Source organism: Kitasatospora sp. NPDC004289 (assembly GCF_053602875.1).
The window spans coordinates 1-14,843 of the sequence record NZ_JBSGEL010000120.1 but is presented as its reverse complement, the minus strand read 5'-3'; the positions used below and the strand labels follow the sequence as shown (position 1 = coordinate 14,843).

Genomic DNA, 14,843 nt, shown 5'->3' with positions numbered 1-14,843 from the left:
AGATCATCATCCTGGCGTTGAAGGAGGCCTTCCAGGAGGTCGCCATCAACCTGCTGGCCCAGTCGATCCAGCTCGCTGCGGGCAACCGCAAGGAGTTGGACGGCAAGGAGCTCGGGATGAGCGCCGCCGGTGGCGCCATCGGCGGCGCGGCCGGCGGTGTGCTGGGCAAGGGCCTCGGCGCGGCCGGCAACAAGCTCATCGGCAAGAACATGGACCGGCTCCCGGCCCAGATGGTCGAGGGTGCGATCACCGACGTCGGTGCGGACGCGTTCACGCAGTTCGCCCTCACCGGCGAGGTCGACGCGGGTCAGCTCGGCGGCTCCGCGCTCAGCGGCGGTGCCGGCCCCGCCATTCACCGCGGTGCGGGCGCCCTCAAGGGCAAGTTCAACTCCTCGGACATCCCCAACGCCTCCGACTTCACCGGTGGTGGTGCGGACGGCCCCGGCGTCGACGCCCCCAGCATGGGCGGCTCCGGCAACACGAGCTCAAACGGAAACTCGACGAGCGGCAACGGCTCCTCGAACAGCGGGACTTCGGGCAACAGCTCCTCCAACTCCTCCGACTCCTCGGACTCGAACGGTCAGAACGGATCAGGCTCCGACGGCCCGGGCAAGCCGGACAGCAGCAGCTCGAAGCCGGACACCAGCGCCGGGTCCAAGCCGGACACCAACGCCGCGCCCAAGCCGGAGAACCTGTCGCCGATCGGTAGCGACGGGCACCACATCCGGCAGCCGTACGCCGAGGGCGCCGACCCGGACGCGGGCTCCAAGCCGGACAACCTGTCCCCGATGGGCAGCGACGGGCACCACATCCGGCAGCCCTACGCCGAGGGGGCCGACCCCGACCAGCACCTGTCGCCGATGGGCAGCGACGGGCACCGCATCCGCCAGCCGTACGCCGAGGGCGCCGACCCGGACACGGGCTCCAGGCCGGACAGCGGCCCGACCCCGCGTGGTTTCTCCGAGGACAACCCACGGACCTTCTCGACCGCCGGCCACACCGCCAACACCACCACCCCGACCCCGGACACCGCCCCGTACCAGGGCCCGAGCACCACCCCCCGCCACGAGGCCGCGCCCCAACTCGCGCCCTACGAGCCGCCCATCCAGCGCAGCGCCCCGGACCACACCCCGACGCCCACCGCCACCCCCACCCACGACTCCGACACGACGCCGGCGCCCACGCCGCGGACCGTTCCCAGCTCCGACGGCCCGCCGGCAGGTGTGCCGCACCAGCGTCCGGATTCCGAGCAGTCGGACCAGACGTCCGGCACCCGGGTCAGCGGTATGGGATCCACCCCGCGCACCATGCCGACCCAGAGTCACTCGTCCAACCAGCAGGGGGAGTTCACGTCCACCCAGGTCGCTCCGGAGGCCGGGCCGACCGCCGCCCAGACCTCCGGTGCCGTCCCGCCGGGTACGGCCGGTGCCCCGGCGCAGCCGGGCCCGCAGCCGGGCCCGCGTCCGGTCACCCCGCAGCCGACACCGACGCCGACGTCGACGACCGCGCGACCCGAGAATCCGGTCACCGCACCGCCGACCAACCCGGCCAACACCGGGTTCACCGGCAGGCCCGAGCAGCAGGCCCCGTCCCCGGAGGAGGGCACGGTCACCCGGCCGGAGCCCGTCCCGAACGCCGCCACGCCCGTTCGCAGGCTCGCCGACGTCCCGCCGGCGGAGCGGATGGACAACTTCAAGAGCGACCTCGAGTCGGTGACGGTGCAGGAGGGCGACGACTCGGTGGACCTGGAGGGGTCGAGCTCCTTCATGGTGGTCAGGCCCAACCGGGTGGCCAACTCGCTTCCCGCCATCAAGGCGGACCCGGACTTCGACCTCTCGACGGCGAAGTACGTGGTGGACATCGACCAGGTCAGCGGTGACTTCAAGATGCCGACCGGAGAGTCGGCGTCGGCCAGCCGGCCGGTGCGCGGCAGCCACTTCCAGGCCGCCTTCGGAGAGGTGAACGGCGAGACCTTCGCGGTGGCGATGGAGAGCTACCGGCACGACGGCAAGAACGAGGACAAGGACTTCGGCAAGGTCTGGCCTGCGCCGAACTACTTCGCCAGCGACGTGTTCCTGGCGCAGTGGCAGGCCGTCAGCGGTGCCAGGCAGAACAGCAAGTTCGACCAGAACGTCGAGACCCAGTTCGGCGCCCCGGACGCCCCGTTCCCCGACGCGTTCCCGCAGCACGTCTTCCGGCAGAACATCTCGGGTGACGACGCCAAGAAGACGCTCGGTGCCGTGCTGGACATGCACGCCGTCGAGCAGGTGGCCACCAAGCACGGGCTGAAGGTCGAGGCCCTGCTCACCCCCGAGACCTCGGCGGAGATCGGCACGCCCAAGGGGGGCAAGCAGAAGGGCGACAAGAGCCCGATCGACGTGGTCAGGGGCAAGAAGCTCGAGGACTTCGTCGCGCCGGAGTACCTCGCCGAGGTCAAGGCGGCGGCCGGGACCCGGGCTGACATCCCGCTCGACTCCGCCGGCTTCGCCGGCGTGATGAGCACGGTGAACGGCGGGTCGACCAAGGGCATCGTCGACCAGTTCAACCGGATGAGTGCGGATCAGGCGGCCGCCGGCGGTCGGGACACCACCTCCGTGGCCGAGATCAAGAAGGTGGTGGTGACGCTCGACGGCACCAACTTCCAGATGCGGTTCGACATCGAGAACTCCCGGCAGCCCCTGGCGGTCCACGAGGGGGGTGACGCCTCCCGCTCCGCTCCGCAGGACGCCCCGGAGAGCGGCGACTCCCGTGGTTCGTCGGCGCCGAAGGACCGCGCCCTCCCGGACCAGTCCTCGTCCACCGACCGGGACGCGGGCTCGACGGACTCCGCCGCGCCGAGGGCCAGGGGCTCGTTCGGCTCGCCCGCGCCCGAGGACACGGACACGGGCACGTCCGACGCGCCGGCGCCCGTGGCGCGGCCGGTGAACCCGGACCCCGGTGCGCCGCTGCGGATGCAGCAGTTCGACGCGCTGATGAGCCAGTCGCGCCCGAAGGACAGCCGGGCCGAGGTCGAGATCGGTACGGTCAACCCCGCCAGGATGCCGGCGGTCACGCTCGACACGGAGTCGGGCGGGCAGCCGATCAGCAAGGTGTTCGGGGTCAGCCACCAGTCGCACGACTACGCGACGGCGGAGGGCAGCGCCTCGGCCGGGCGTCCCGTGGCGGGTGGGAAGTTCTACAACGCCTTCGGGTTCAAGGAGGACGGCTCGACCTTCGCGGTCGCGATCGAGAACTACCGGGCCAACGGGGCCGGCAAGCCGCCGTACCGGGCGACCGACGCGTTCCTGGCGCAGTGGCAGGCCGTCGAACTGGCGGGCGCGAACGGGGACCGGGGCTCGGTCAAGCAGAACCTCGGCCGGCCGAGCGGCGACGGTCCGCTCACCCTGCCGGACTCGATCTACCGTCAGAACGTCTCCAGTGACGACGCGAAGGCACTGATCAAGGACGCGTTGGGCGGGGCCGTACCGCCGCAGACCTTCCCGGCGGGCAGCTCCGCCTACGCGAAGATCATCGCCACCGACAACGGCGACTCGACGAAGCGGATCGTCGAGCAGTTCAACGGGATGCGGCAGCAGCAGAACAGCATCAAGCGCGTGGCGGTGCTCCAGGACGCCCAGGGCAACTACCAGTTGCGCTTCGACGTCGACAAGACCGCACCGGCGGCTCCGGCCCCGGCCGAGGGGGACGGCGCGCCCCGGTCGACCTCGACCGAGCAGGTCTCCGGTTTCGGTTCTCCGGACCGGAGCGCGAAGGGGGACAAGGCGCACGGTCGGATGAGCGGCTACCTCGGCCGGGTCGACGAGACCGACGTGATGGTGGTCAAGCGGCCGGAGAACGTCTTCGCGCTGAAGGCCGACAGCTCGATGGACACGTCGACGGTGGTCTCGATGTTCGACGTCGAGATGACCTCCGACGGCTACCTGCCGCACCCGACCAGCCCGGAGAGCCAGGCGCCGTTGGCCGGGGCGAAGTTCAAGACCGCGTTCGGGTACACCGACGACGGGCGCAGCTTCGCCGTCGCGGTCGAGAGCTACCGCTACAACGGGGAGAAGGACGCGAACGACGTCCGGATCAAGGACGGCGTGCCGTACTTCGCCAGCGACGTGTTCCTGACGCAGTGGCAGGCCGTGGACGCCCTGGCGCAGCAGAACGGGGCGGACGGGATCAAGCAGAAGGACGTGGCGAAGCAGCTCGGGAAGCAGCAGCCGGTGGCGGTGCCGTCCGGTCTGCCGGACTCGATCTACCGGCAGAACATCTCGGGCACCCCGGCGAAGGCAGCCCTCGTCGCGATCATGGGGCCGGACGCGGGGCCGTACAACCGCGTGGCGACCCCGGAGCAGGCCGCCCGCCTCCTGACGGAGACCCAGAACGGCTCCAGCACCAAGCAGATCGTCGACCAGTTCAACGACGTGGCCGGCCGCCGCGAGGGCGAGCGGATGGAGATCAACCGGGTCACCGTGATCCGGGAGGCCAACGGCAGCTTCCACCTGCGGCTCGACGTCGGCCAGGAGGCGCCGGTGACGACGCCCGCCGCCGCACCGGCGGGCCAGGGCCAGGTGCCGCCCGCCGCGGGCTTCGGCTCGCCGGACCAGGCGCCGCCGGTCCTCGGCCGGGTGACGCCCACCGCGGTCCCCGACGGGTCGCTGCCCAAGGCACCGGCCTCCCGGTCGGACGGGACGCCCCCGCCGCACCAGCCGGCGCCGGGGCACGGGAACGGCACCGGCCGCAAGCGCGGCCGGGACGAGGAACCGGACGAGACCCCGGACAAGTGGCGGCGCACCCCGGCGTACGAGAACAGCGACGCCGTGCTGATGGGCCGCGGCTACCTGCCGGCCAGTGACGCGCAGTACGACGCCCTGGCGGAGCACACCCAGGGCGCGAAGTTCCCGCAGCCGACCAAGGAACTGCTCGGCCTGGTGGACCCGCACAAGGTGCCGGTGACGCCGCCGCCCGGGTTCCGTCCCGGCAGCGACCTGCACAACTGCCTGGAGGGCGTCGAGGCGTACCGCGACACCCATTTCGGCCGCCCGCGCCCCTCGGGGCAGACCTTCACCGGCGAGGCGGAGCTGGGCGTGGCCTCGATGCTGAACAAGCGTCACGACGTCCCGCACCTGTTCGGCACGGGCCAGCCGGCCGTCGACTCCCTGATCGACAAGGTGAAGCAGGGCGGCCCCGGTGCCTTCGCCACCGTCATGGTGGGCAAGGAGGGCGCGGAGGGCCATGCCCTCGCGCTGGTCAACCTGCCGCCGCAGGACGGCAAGCCGGGCGGGCCGCACTGGGTCGACACCAGCAAGAAGACCTCCTGGCCCGCCGAGCCGGGCGCCCTGCCGGACCGCCGCGCAGGTGACTGGAAGGTCTGGGCCTCGGCCGTCGACGGCCGGGAGCAGACGCTGCCGGGCATGACGCCCGACCCGGAGTTCCGCGAGCACTTCGGTGCCAACGACACCCGCACCCCGGCCGAGGTGCAGGCGGCGGTCCGGGCCCGGGTGTCCACCCTCGCCGGGCTGATGGAGGGCGGGTACGCCGACCACAGCACCTTCCCGAACTCGAAGCTGGTCAACGGCTTCCTGCAGGACGGCGGGTCCGCGCCGCTCAAGTACCACCAGGTCGAGCAGCAGACCAGCGACTTCGAGCAGAAGGAGGGCAGCACCTCCGACGGCGCGCCGAAGAAGGGCGCCCAGTTCACCAACGCGTACGGCTTCGACGCCGACGGGCGCGGTTCCGCGCTGATGATGGAGAACTACAAGGCGGCGGGCGACAAGTCCTACTTCGCCAGTGACGGCTTCTTCACCCAGTGGGCGGCCGTGCACCCCGGCGGCCGGTCGGACAAGGACGTCCGGCGCCGGCTGGAGAACCCGTCGACCCTGGAGATCCCCGACTCCCTCCCCGCGAACATCTACCGGCAGAACGTCTCGGGCCAGCTGGCGAAGAACGCCTTGCAGGACGCCCTGGCCGGCGGCGGGAACGTGACGCCCGAACCGGCGGCCCCGTTCACGCGCCGGGGCGAGCGGGAGGGGTGGCTCGAACGGCAGAAGGAGCAGGGCATCCACTGGGGGCAGGACTGGCAGGACCGGCTCGACCAGAGCACCCCGGCCGACCGGGAGAAGCTGACGGAGTGGAAGCAGTGGGTCGACGGGCGGGCGTCCGCCCGTGACCGGTGGAACGAGGCGAACCCCCCGGCGCGCCAGGAGGGCGGAAGGCCGCTGCTGGTCAGGATGACGCCGGATCAGACGGGCTTCCAGGAGATCCTGGGCAAGACCGTGAACGGCAAGACCACCGGTGCCGTCGTCAGCGACTTCAACCTGATGAAGCCGGAGCACCGCGCGGAGATCACCGCCATCACGATCGGGCGTGACACCAGCGGCAACCTCAGCCTCCGGTTCGAGGTCGAGCCGGTCGCCGGCGGATCGTTCGGCTCGCCGGAGACGGACGTGACGGACACCGGGGGCACCACGGACACCGGGACGCCCGCTCCCGCACCGCGGGCGTTGAAGGACGTTCCGCCGAGCCAGCGGATGACCGACTACTTCGACAGCATGGGTGAGCCCGAGCTCTACACGGTCAAGGAGCAGAACCTCCCGGTCCTGAAGACCGACCCGACCAAGCTCTTCTCGGGCGCCACGATCTTCGGCATCGAGCAGCAGTCCACGGACTACGAGACCTCGACCGAGAACGCGGCGGCGGGCCGGCCGATCGCGGGCGGGCGGTTCGCAACGGCGTTCGGCTTCAAGGACGGCAAGTCGTTCGCGGTCGCGATGGAGACCTACCGCTACGACGGCAAGGTGGTCCGCGACAAGGACGGCAACGTGCTCCTAGACGAGGACGGCAACGTCATGTACCCGGCGGGGAAGGAGGCCCCGTACTTCGCGAGCGAGGCGTTCCTGACGCAGTGGCAGGCCGCCGCATCCGGCGACCGGAAGCAGGCGGCCACCGCCCTGGGGACGCTGCACCAGAACGGCCCGTCCACGATGCCGGACTCGATCTACCGGCAGAACATCTCCGGCGGGCCCGCCAAGGCCACCCTCGACCTCCTGGTCAACGAGCCGGTGATCCGGCAGGAGGTGAACGCCCACGGCCGGGAGAGCGTCCTCAGCCCCGACGTGATCGCCAAGATGGACGCCGGCCAGACGCTCGCCGAGGCGATGAAGGGCAAGAAGCTGGAGGAGGTCGTCCGGCCGGAGGCCTTGAAGGACGTCCGGGAGAAGCTGCCCACGACCCTGGTCGGTCGCAAGGGCGACCCGGTCTTCACCCAGGTGCTGACGACCGACAACGGCAAGTCGACCAACAACATCGTCAAGCAGTACAACGGCATGAGCGGCGATCAACTCGCCATCTCCCAGGTGATGGTGATCAGGGACGGCACCAACTACCACCTGCGCCTGGACATCGAGCCGGCGCACGACAGGTCGGGGCCGCTCCCGGCACCCGAGGGCGGCGAGTCCTACCGGCCGGCCGCCGACAACCGTCCGGTCGGCGGCGAGGGCGGACTGCTCAGCCCCTCGGACGAGGACCAGGCACGCATCCGGAACGCGGTGCCGCACGAGGGCGGCGTCCCGAAGCGCCACCCCGATCCCGCGGACGGCGACTGGCCCTCCCGGATCAACGGCGACGGCAGCCACCTGCCCGGGCGGAGCACCAACTGCGTCGACACCACGCTCGCCGTGGTGGACACCTACTCGGGGCACCCCGCCGCCGCGGGGGCGCGCACGCCGGAGGCGGACGGGCAGCAGTCCGCCCTGGGCGAGGCGGGTGGCCGGCAGCGGATCGAGACCGCGCTCGGTGCCGAGTTCTCCGACCTGGGCAACGGCCGCGAGGCGTTCGAGCGGCTGGAGCAGCGGCTCACCGCGCAGGGCCACGGCTCGCAGGCCGTCATCATCACGGTGGACGACGACCAGCGGGCGCACTCCTGGAACGCGGTGAACCAGAACGGCAGGATCGTCTACGTCGACGGGCAGACCGGGCAGCACGGACCGGACCTGCACCGGCGTCCCGGCGACGGGTACGCCGGCCCGCAGGGCGTCTTCGCGATCCTGTTGGACCCCGCGCGCGCACCCGTCGGCCAGGAGCACGCCCCGGGACAGCACCGGACCGCCCCGGACCGGCCGGGCATGGCGGACAACCCGGCAGCGGGCCAGGACCAGAATCCCGGACCGGAGGTGCCGCCGGGGGCGACGCAGCTCCAACCGGGTGAGGAGGACTACTGGCCGGACACGGCCGCGCCCGACCGCACGGTGCACTTCCAGGACTGCATCGTCCGGATCCAGAACCCGAACGACACCGGGCGCGGCGGCGATCCGGCCCATCCGGAGAACAGCAAGATCTGGCAGACCGAGTTCGGCCACACCCAACAGGGCGTCAACAACACGGTCAACAACTTCGAGAACGTCGGCATGTCCAACATCCCGCTGTGGCTGGGGGGCGAGTCCTCGCTCTGGTACTCGGGAGTCAGGCGCGATCCGCTGGTGACCATGGGAACGCAGGGCGGCCTCGACCATCCGGACTCCTGGGTGACCGTCATCCTGCCGCCCGGCGAGAACGAGATGGACACCCTGGAGCAGATCTCACCGGACAACGGCGTGTCGGCGCAGAACCGGGACGTCCCGGCGTTCGGCCTCAACGGCCAGATCCCCCAGGAGCGGCTGCTGCACTTCCAGCTGCGGGAGATCGACCACGCGCTCGGCAGGCGGCCGATGTCCGGGAACCTGGACGGCTTCGGCGGGAAGGTGCTGCGCAAGGCGGTGCGGGTCGGCGACCAGATCCAGCTGATCGAGATCAACCTGGCGTGACCGGGCCGGGCCGCCCCCGGCCGCCCTCTCCCGTGCGGATGCGGGGGAGGGCGGTGGGGTGGTGGTCGCGGAGGTGGGCGACCAGGTGTTCGCGGACCTCGAAGCGGAGGACGGCGACGTCGTCCGGGGTGCGGGCGGTCATGGTGGCCCGGACGACGATGGTGCTCGGGGTGGTGTCGGTGACCTGGAGGGCCCACTCGGTGGAGTCCCAGAGCGGGTTGGTGGCGAGGAACTCCTTGAGCACGGTGCGGAGTTCGGGCACGGGCGTGGTGTGGTCCAGGTGGAGCAGGACGGCGCCGAGCAGGCCCGGGTCCTTGCGGGTCCAGTTCTCGAAGGGCTTGCTGACGAAGTAGGAGGTCGGGACGATCAGGCGGCGGTAGTCCCAGAGGCGGATCACCAGGTAGGAGAGGGTGATCTCCTCCACCGTGCCCTGCTGGGTCTCGACCACCACCGTGTCGCCGATCCGGACGGTGTCGCCGAAGGCGATCTGCAGGCCGGCGAAGAAGTTGCCGAGCGCGCTCTGGGCGGCGATGCCGGCCACGATGCCGAGGATGCCGGCGGAGGCGAGCAGGCTGGCGCCGATGGTGCGCATGGCCTGGAAGGTCAGCAGCATGACGGCGACGGTCACCACGGCGATCAGCGCGCTGACGACCCGTCGGGTCAGGCTGAGCTGGGTCTGCACCCGCTGGACGCGGTAGGGCTCGTCGGTGACGGCCTGGTAGCGGAGGAAGAAGGCCTCCAGGACGGCGGCGACCACCCGGATGGTGAGCCAGCCGAGCGAGGCCATCAGGGCGAGCAGGACGGTGTGGTGGGTGTCGTCGCCCTCCAGGTCGAAGATCCGCTCGATCGGCCGTGCCGCCAGCAAGAGGCTTGTGCAGACCACGAGTTGGAGCGGGATGCGGCAGCGGCGCAGCAGTGCCCAGACGGGTGACTCGGGGTGGCGGCGGGCCACCCGTTGGAGGATCTGGTCGGCCAGCCAGCCGAGCGCCAGGGTGACCAGGACGATGGCGAGCAGGGCGGAGAGCGGCCAGAGCACGGTGCACCTCGACGGGGTCGGCGATTTGCACCATACCGTGGCGGTTTGGGGTGGCCCGGGAAGTGACGCGCGGTCGGGCGCTCAGCGGGAGGTCTGCGCGGCGGGACCGGTGGGGGAGGTACGCGTGGCGGGGAAGGTCTGCCCGGCCGGGAGGGCGAGGTCGGCCCGGACGGGCTGACCGGGAGGGCAATTGGGCCCCGCCGGGCGGGTGAAACGGCCCGGGGTGGTGCCGAGGAAGCGCCGGAAGTGCCGGTTGAGGTGGGGCTGGTCGTGGAAGCCGACGGCGGTGGCGACCTCGGCCGGGGGCTGTCCGGCGAGCAGCAGACGGCGGGCGCGGTCGATCCGGCGGGCCGTCAGGTACTGGTGCGGCGGGATCCCGAAGGCGGCGCCGAACGCCCGGACCAGGTGGGTGGGGTGGGCGTGCAGCAGCCTCCCGGCCTCGGCGAGGGTGGGCGGGGCGAGCAGGTCGGCGTCCAGCAGGTCGCGCAGGTCCTGGGCGAGGCCCCGGGGCGGTGGCGCCCCCTCGGGGGCGTCCGGGCGCAGGTGGGTGCGCAGGCGGCCGGCGATCAGGGCGAGCCGGCTCTCCGCCTCCAGCTCCTCGCCGGGGCGGGCCAGGGCGGTGTGCAGGCGGCCGATGCGGTCCCGTAGGAGCGGATCGGTGATGTCGGGGCCGTCCACGGCGCGGCCGGTGAGGGAGGTGTCCAGCTGGGTGGTGTCGAGGTAGAGGACGCGCTTGCGGAAACCCTCGGCGGTGGCCGGGGCGCCGTTGTGCGGGACGTGCGGCGGGAGCAGGCTGACGGTGCCGAGCGGGGTGCCGCGGCGGTGGCGGTCCAGCTCGTACCGGACGGCGCCGTCGTCCACGATCAGCAGGGTCCAGCTGTCGTGGACGTGCATCGGGTAGCGGTGCTCGGTGAAGCGCGCGTGCAGGACCTCGACCAGGCCGGGCACCGGCGGCCGCCACGCGGAGACCTCCTGACCGGGCGTCATGCCAAGAACGTACAAGACCGGGTGGGCGGGGACCGGGCAGTCTCGGTGCATGAGAAGCGAAGAGCAGAGCGCCGCGGCCGGGCCGGTCCGTTTCGACACCAAGATCGCGGTCCTGCTGCGCGAGGACCTGGAGCCCTGGCAGCGGCTGAACGTGACGGCTTTCCTGGTCAGCGGCCTGGGCACGGCCGTGCCCGAGGTGATCGGGGAGCCGTACCAGGACGGGGACGGGACCGGCTACCTGCCGATGTTCCGTCAGCCCGTGCTGGTCTTCGAGGGGACCAAGGAGGTGCTGACGGCCGCGCACGGGCGGGCGCTGGGGCGGGAGTTGCCGCTCGCGGTGTTCACCTCGGACCTGTTCGCCACCGGCAACGACCGGGACAACCGGGCCGCGGTGCGGGCGGTCGCCACGGCGGAGCTGGACCTGGTCGGGATCGCGCTGTACGGGCCGCGCAACGCGGTGGACAAGGTGCTGAAGGGCGCCAGGATGCACCCCTGACCGGTGGTGAGCTGGGAAAACCGCGGTGCGGGGGAGGCGTTCGGCTGGTTAGGGTGCGGCCCATGAACGACGACCTGACCGTGACCACCCTGGCCGAGCGGCCCGAGCTGCGCGAGCGGCTCTGGGAGATGCCCGACACCTGGGCCCGGTTCATGGACCACGACCTGGTGGCCAACGCGCTGATGGGCACGATCGCCGAGCTCTTCCCGGAGCACGTGGTGGTGGCCACCGACGCCGAGGGCGCGCTGGTGGCGCGCGGCCACAGCGTGCCGTTCCGGCTGCACGGGGAGGGCCGGGACGGCCGGCTGCCGGACCGGGGCTGGGACCAGGTGCTGCTCTGGGCCGTGAACGGTCACCGCCGGGGCGAACGGCCCGACACCGTCAGCGCGATCGAGATCGCCGTGCGGACCGACCTGCAGGGCAAGGGCCTGTCGGGCGTGGTGCTCGGCGCGATGCGGGACGCGGCGCGGGCGCGCGGGTACGCCGAGGTGGTGGCCCCGGTGCGGCCGAGCGCCAAGCACCACGAGCCGGGGACGCCGATGGAGGAGTACGCCTTCCGGGCGCGCGCGGAGGACGGCCTGCCGTACGACCCGTGGCTGCGGGTGCACGTGCGGGCCGGGGCGACGGTCGAGCGGGTCGCGCCGGTCTCGATGACCATCGCCGGGTCGCTGGCGGAGTGGCGGGAGTGGACCGGCCTGCCGTTCGACGCGACGGGGGAGGTGCTGGTGCCGGGGGCGCTGGTGCCGGTGCGGTGCGAGGTGGAGCGCGACCAGGCGGTCTACGTGGAGCCGAACGTCTGGGTGCGGCACCCGGTCTGACGGTCCCTGGTCCGACGGCTCGCGGGGCGGGACGGATGTGGCGCGGCGCCGGTCGGGAGGGTTCCCGGCCGGCGCCGTCGTCGTTCCCGGCCCCGGGTCAGAACAGGCCGTGCCACATCTGCTCGATGACCACCGACCACCAGGCGGTGTCCTTGCGGAAGGCGTCGGGGTCGATCGCGGCCAGGCCGTCCTGCAGCTCGGCCAGGGCGGCGCCCGCCTCCGCAGGGGCGAGCCCGGCCAGGGCCGGGCGGGCGGTGGCGAGCAGGGCGAGGCTGCGGTCGAAGGCGGCGACGGTGGTGTTGACGAACCGTCCGCTGCCGGTGCGCGGGTGGACGGCCCAGACCGAGCCGGCCTCGTCGCCGGCCGTCTGGACGGCGATCACGCACAGACCGTCGGTGCCGATCCGGGTCCAGCCCGCCAGCACGTCCAGGGTGGCCGGCGCGATCGGGGAGCCGGAGGCCGTCAGGTGGGTGCGCAGGTCGGCGAAGAGCCCGCCGGGGGCGGGCCGGTCGGCCTGGTCGGCGGTGAAGAAGAGCGGCAGCTCGTTGGGCAGCCCGGCCCAGGTGAGGGTCGAGCGGGTGGCGTCCGGGAGCGCGCTGGCGGCCAGGTCGTCGGCGTCGTACCGGGTCACCAGGTCGAAGACGGTGGGGAGTTGACGTCCGAGCGCGACGTCGCGGACCGCCTCGGCCGGCTCGACCGAGCCGGGCTGCGGGGCGGGGGTGCGGTTCGGGCGCGGGGTCGGGCACAGGCGCTCGGTGAGGGCGGTGACGCCCTGCGCGCGCTCGTCGGCGGTGATGCCGTACGGGAAGTCGTGGCTGACGGCCGCGTTCGGCAACTGCTCCAGCACGACGGCCGGGTAGCCACCGGGAAGGGTGGACGGGTACAGCGCGGTGTGGACCGCGGTGACCGCCTCGGGAGCGACGCCGCGGCGCTGGAGCTCGGCCAGCAGCTGGTGCTCCACCGGCGGGTGGCCGGGGGCGGCGGTCAGCTCGATCCGGACCGGCTGGCCGGTGGCGGTGTCTGTGTAGTCGGCGGTCAGCGAGTTGCCCGGGCCGGTGGCCGGACGCTTGCTCTCGCGGTACGCCTCGATGACCTCGTCCACCGGGATGGACGACCAGACCGAGAGCCGGCCGGTGGAGCGGTCGACCACGCCGCAGGCGTCACCGAGGTCGGCCGGGGGCCGGCGCTGCCCGGTGACCGGGTCCCGCTCCAGCGGCGCGGGCGCCGCCCAGACCACCCAACCGAGGTCGAACTCCCGGTGCCGGACCTCGCGCCGGGGCAGCCCGGCGGTGTCGGCGCCGCTGTTCAGCCAGGCGTCGGCGGTGCTGAGGGCAAGCTCCTGGGTGATCACGAGAACTCCTCGCATGAGGGGACCGGTGCCGTTGTGTCGGCCGGGGTTTCGAAGTGTCGCTGCCGCGAGCCGGGACGAGGCTACCCGTTGCAAGGTCGAGACCGAACGAGCACGGTACGGGTACAGCCATGAAGTAAACATTATGATCTCATGGGCAATGCTGTGGACGGCCGGGGAAGTTGGCCCGGACGGACCACGGCGGAGATGCATACGGGGCAGGGGGACAGGCGATGGCCACGGACCGGGACATTCCGGAGATCACGGACGACGAACTGCTCGACGTCGCCGACAATCCCGCGCAGGCACGTGAGTTGCACCGCGCCCTGCGCACCCTCGCCGACAACGACTCCGTCGGCCCGCAGCTCCAGCAGATGGCCCGGGACGTGCTCAGCGGCCGCGTCGGCATGCGCGAGGTGGTCGAGTCCGACCGCTACCTCAACGCGATCGGGGAGCGGCTGGGGCAGATGCGCACCGCCGCCGAGAACCTGAGCCCGGCCGACCGCGAGGCCTCGGAGGCTCGGGCGGTCAAGCTCCGCGAGGACTACGAGGCTGAGTTCGGGCCGGACGAGCCCGAGGAGTGGGAGCACGGGGGGTTCGGCGCGCAGCAGCGCTGAACGGTCCACTCGGACCGGGCCGTCCGCGGTGAGCGGTGAGCGGTGAGCGGTGAACTGACCGGACGGGTCATCAGACAGGTGTAGTGGGGGAGCCGAGATGGCACAGCAGATCGTGGTGGACCCGGACAGTCTCCGGTCCGAGGGCAGGAACATGGGCCGGATGGGCGAGGACTTCCTCGCCGCGGTGAAGAACCTCTCCAGCCGGCTGGAGGCCCTGGAGAAGGGCGACACCCCGCCGTGGGGCGACGACGACCTGGGCGAGAAGTTCGGCGTCGTCTACGAAGGCCTGCGCGACGGCATGAAGGAGTCGATGCAGTCGCTCGGCGAGCGCATCGGCGAGATCGGCCAGAAGCTCCAGGGCATGGCCGCCGCCCACGAGGCCAACGAGAGCCAGACCAGCGACGACCTCCGCACCATGGAGGGCAAGCAGGGCACGGTCGGCCAGCGGGTCCAGGCGCTCTACCGTCCGCACCACTGACGCACCGTCGTCCCACGGCGTGCGCGGCCGGGTCCGAGGCGGGCCCGGCCGCCGCCGTTGTACCGCCCGTTCGTAGTTCGCGTGGTTCTCGTAGTTGAAGTCTTCGTCACCGCAGGGGGAATGACCAGATGGCGCTCATGTTGCCGGACAGCGTCGAGTGGGTTCTCGAGATGCTGGGCTTCGACTGGCCGACGGCGAATGAGGACAAGCTTCGTGAGTCGGCGCAGGTGTGGCGTGACTTCGCCGATCAGGTGGAGGAGTTGCACTATCGGGGTGC

General features: G+C 72.1%; 8 protein-coding genes. 5 read left to right on the top strand and 3 right to left on the bottom strand.

The window, feature by feature from the left end; all coding sequences use genetic code 11:
• Positions 1-17: 17 nt before the first annotated feature.
• The gene (locus ACWEPF_RS38220; protein ID WP_452176270.1) at positions 18-8,786 is read left to right on the top strand and encodes a toxin glutamine deamidase domain-containing protein; all 8,769 of its coding nucleotides are present in this window, start codon (positions 18-20) and stop codon (positions 8,784-8,786) included.
• Here the strand turns inward: ACWEPF_RS38220 and ACWEPF_RS38215 are convergent.
• Entirely contained in the window at positions 8,773-9,822 is a 1,050-nt protein-coding gene (locus ACWEPF_RS38215; RefSeq protein WP_345289103.1) for a mechanosensitive ion channel family protein, read from the bottom strand. The two genes, ACWEPF_RS38220 and ACWEPF_RS38215, sit on opposite strands and share 14 nt — an antisense overlap.
• An 81-nt stretch (positions 9,823-9,903) precedes the next feature.
• The gene (locus ACWEPF_RS38210) at positions 9,904-10,809 is read right to left on the bottom strand and encodes an AraC family transcriptional regulator (protein ID WP_452176269.1); all 906 of its coding nucleotides are present in this window, start codon (positions 10,807-10,809) and stop codon (positions 9,904-9,906) included.
• A gap of 49 nt (positions 10,810-10,858) precedes the next feature.
• Here ACWEPF_RS38210 and ACWEPF_RS38205 point away from each other — a divergent pair, with 49 nt between their 5' ends.
• Positions 10,859-11,305 (top strand): DUF2000 family protein, encoded by a 447-nt coding sequence (locus ACWEPF_RS38205; RefSeq protein ID WP_452176268.1) that lies wholly within the window; start codon positions 10,859-10,861, stop codon positions 11,303-11,305.
• Positions 11,306-11,367: 62 nt separating this feature from the next.
• A complete protein-coding gene (locus ACWEPF_RS38200) occupies positions 11,368-12,123 on the top strand; it encodes an N-acetyltransferase (protein ID WP_452176267.1) in 756 nt (251 codons plus the stop codon).
• Between the two features lie 97 nt (positions 12,124-12,220).
• Here the strand turns inward: ACWEPF_RS38200 and ACWEPF_RS38195 are convergent, their stop codons facing one another.
• Complete coding sequence (locus tag ACWEPF_RS38195; protein WP_452176266.1) at positions 12,221-13,474, bottom strand: SUKH-4 family immunity protein; 1,254 nt, start codon at positions 13,472-13,474, stop codon at positions 12,221-12,223.
• Positions 13,475-13,704: 230 nt separating this feature from the next.
• Here ACWEPF_RS38195 and ACWEPF_RS38190 point away from each other — a divergent pair, with 230 nt between their 5' ends.
• Positions 13,705-14,088 (top strand): hypothetical protein, encoded by a 384-nt coding sequence (locus tag ACWEPF_RS38190; RefSeq protein ID WP_345289109.1) that lies wholly within the window; start codon positions 13,705-13,707, stop codon positions 14,086-14,088.
• 97 nt (positions 14,089-14,185) lie between these two features.
• Entirely contained in the window at positions 14,186-14,566 is a 381-nt protein-coding gene (locus tag ACWEPF_RS38185) for a hypothetical protein (RefSeq protein ID WP_345289111.1), read from the top strand.
• Positions 14,567-14,843: the final 277 nt, after the last annotated feature.

Coding starts and splice junctions, on each gene's coding strand:
- ACWEPF_RS38210 (WP_452176269.1), bottom strand. CDS start 10,809: ATGACGCCCGGTCAGGAGGTCTCCGCGTGGCGGCCGCCGGTGCCCGGC.
- ACWEPF_RS38205 (WP_452176268.1), top strand. CDS start 10,859: ATGAGAAGCGAAGAGCAGAGCGCCGCGGCCGGGCCGGTCCGTTTCGAC.
- ACWEPF_RS38200 (WP_452176267.1), top strand. CDS start 11,368: ATGAACGACGACCTGACCGTGACCACCCTGGCCGAGCGGCCCGAGCTG.
- ACWEPF_RS38190 (WP_345289109.1), top strand. CDS start 13,705: ATGGCCACGGACCGGGACATTCCGGAGATCACGGACGACGAACTGCTC.
- ACWEPF_RS38185 (WP_345289111.1), top strand. CDS start 14,186: ATGGCACAGCAGATCGTGGTGGACCCGGACAGTCTCCGGTCCGAGGGC.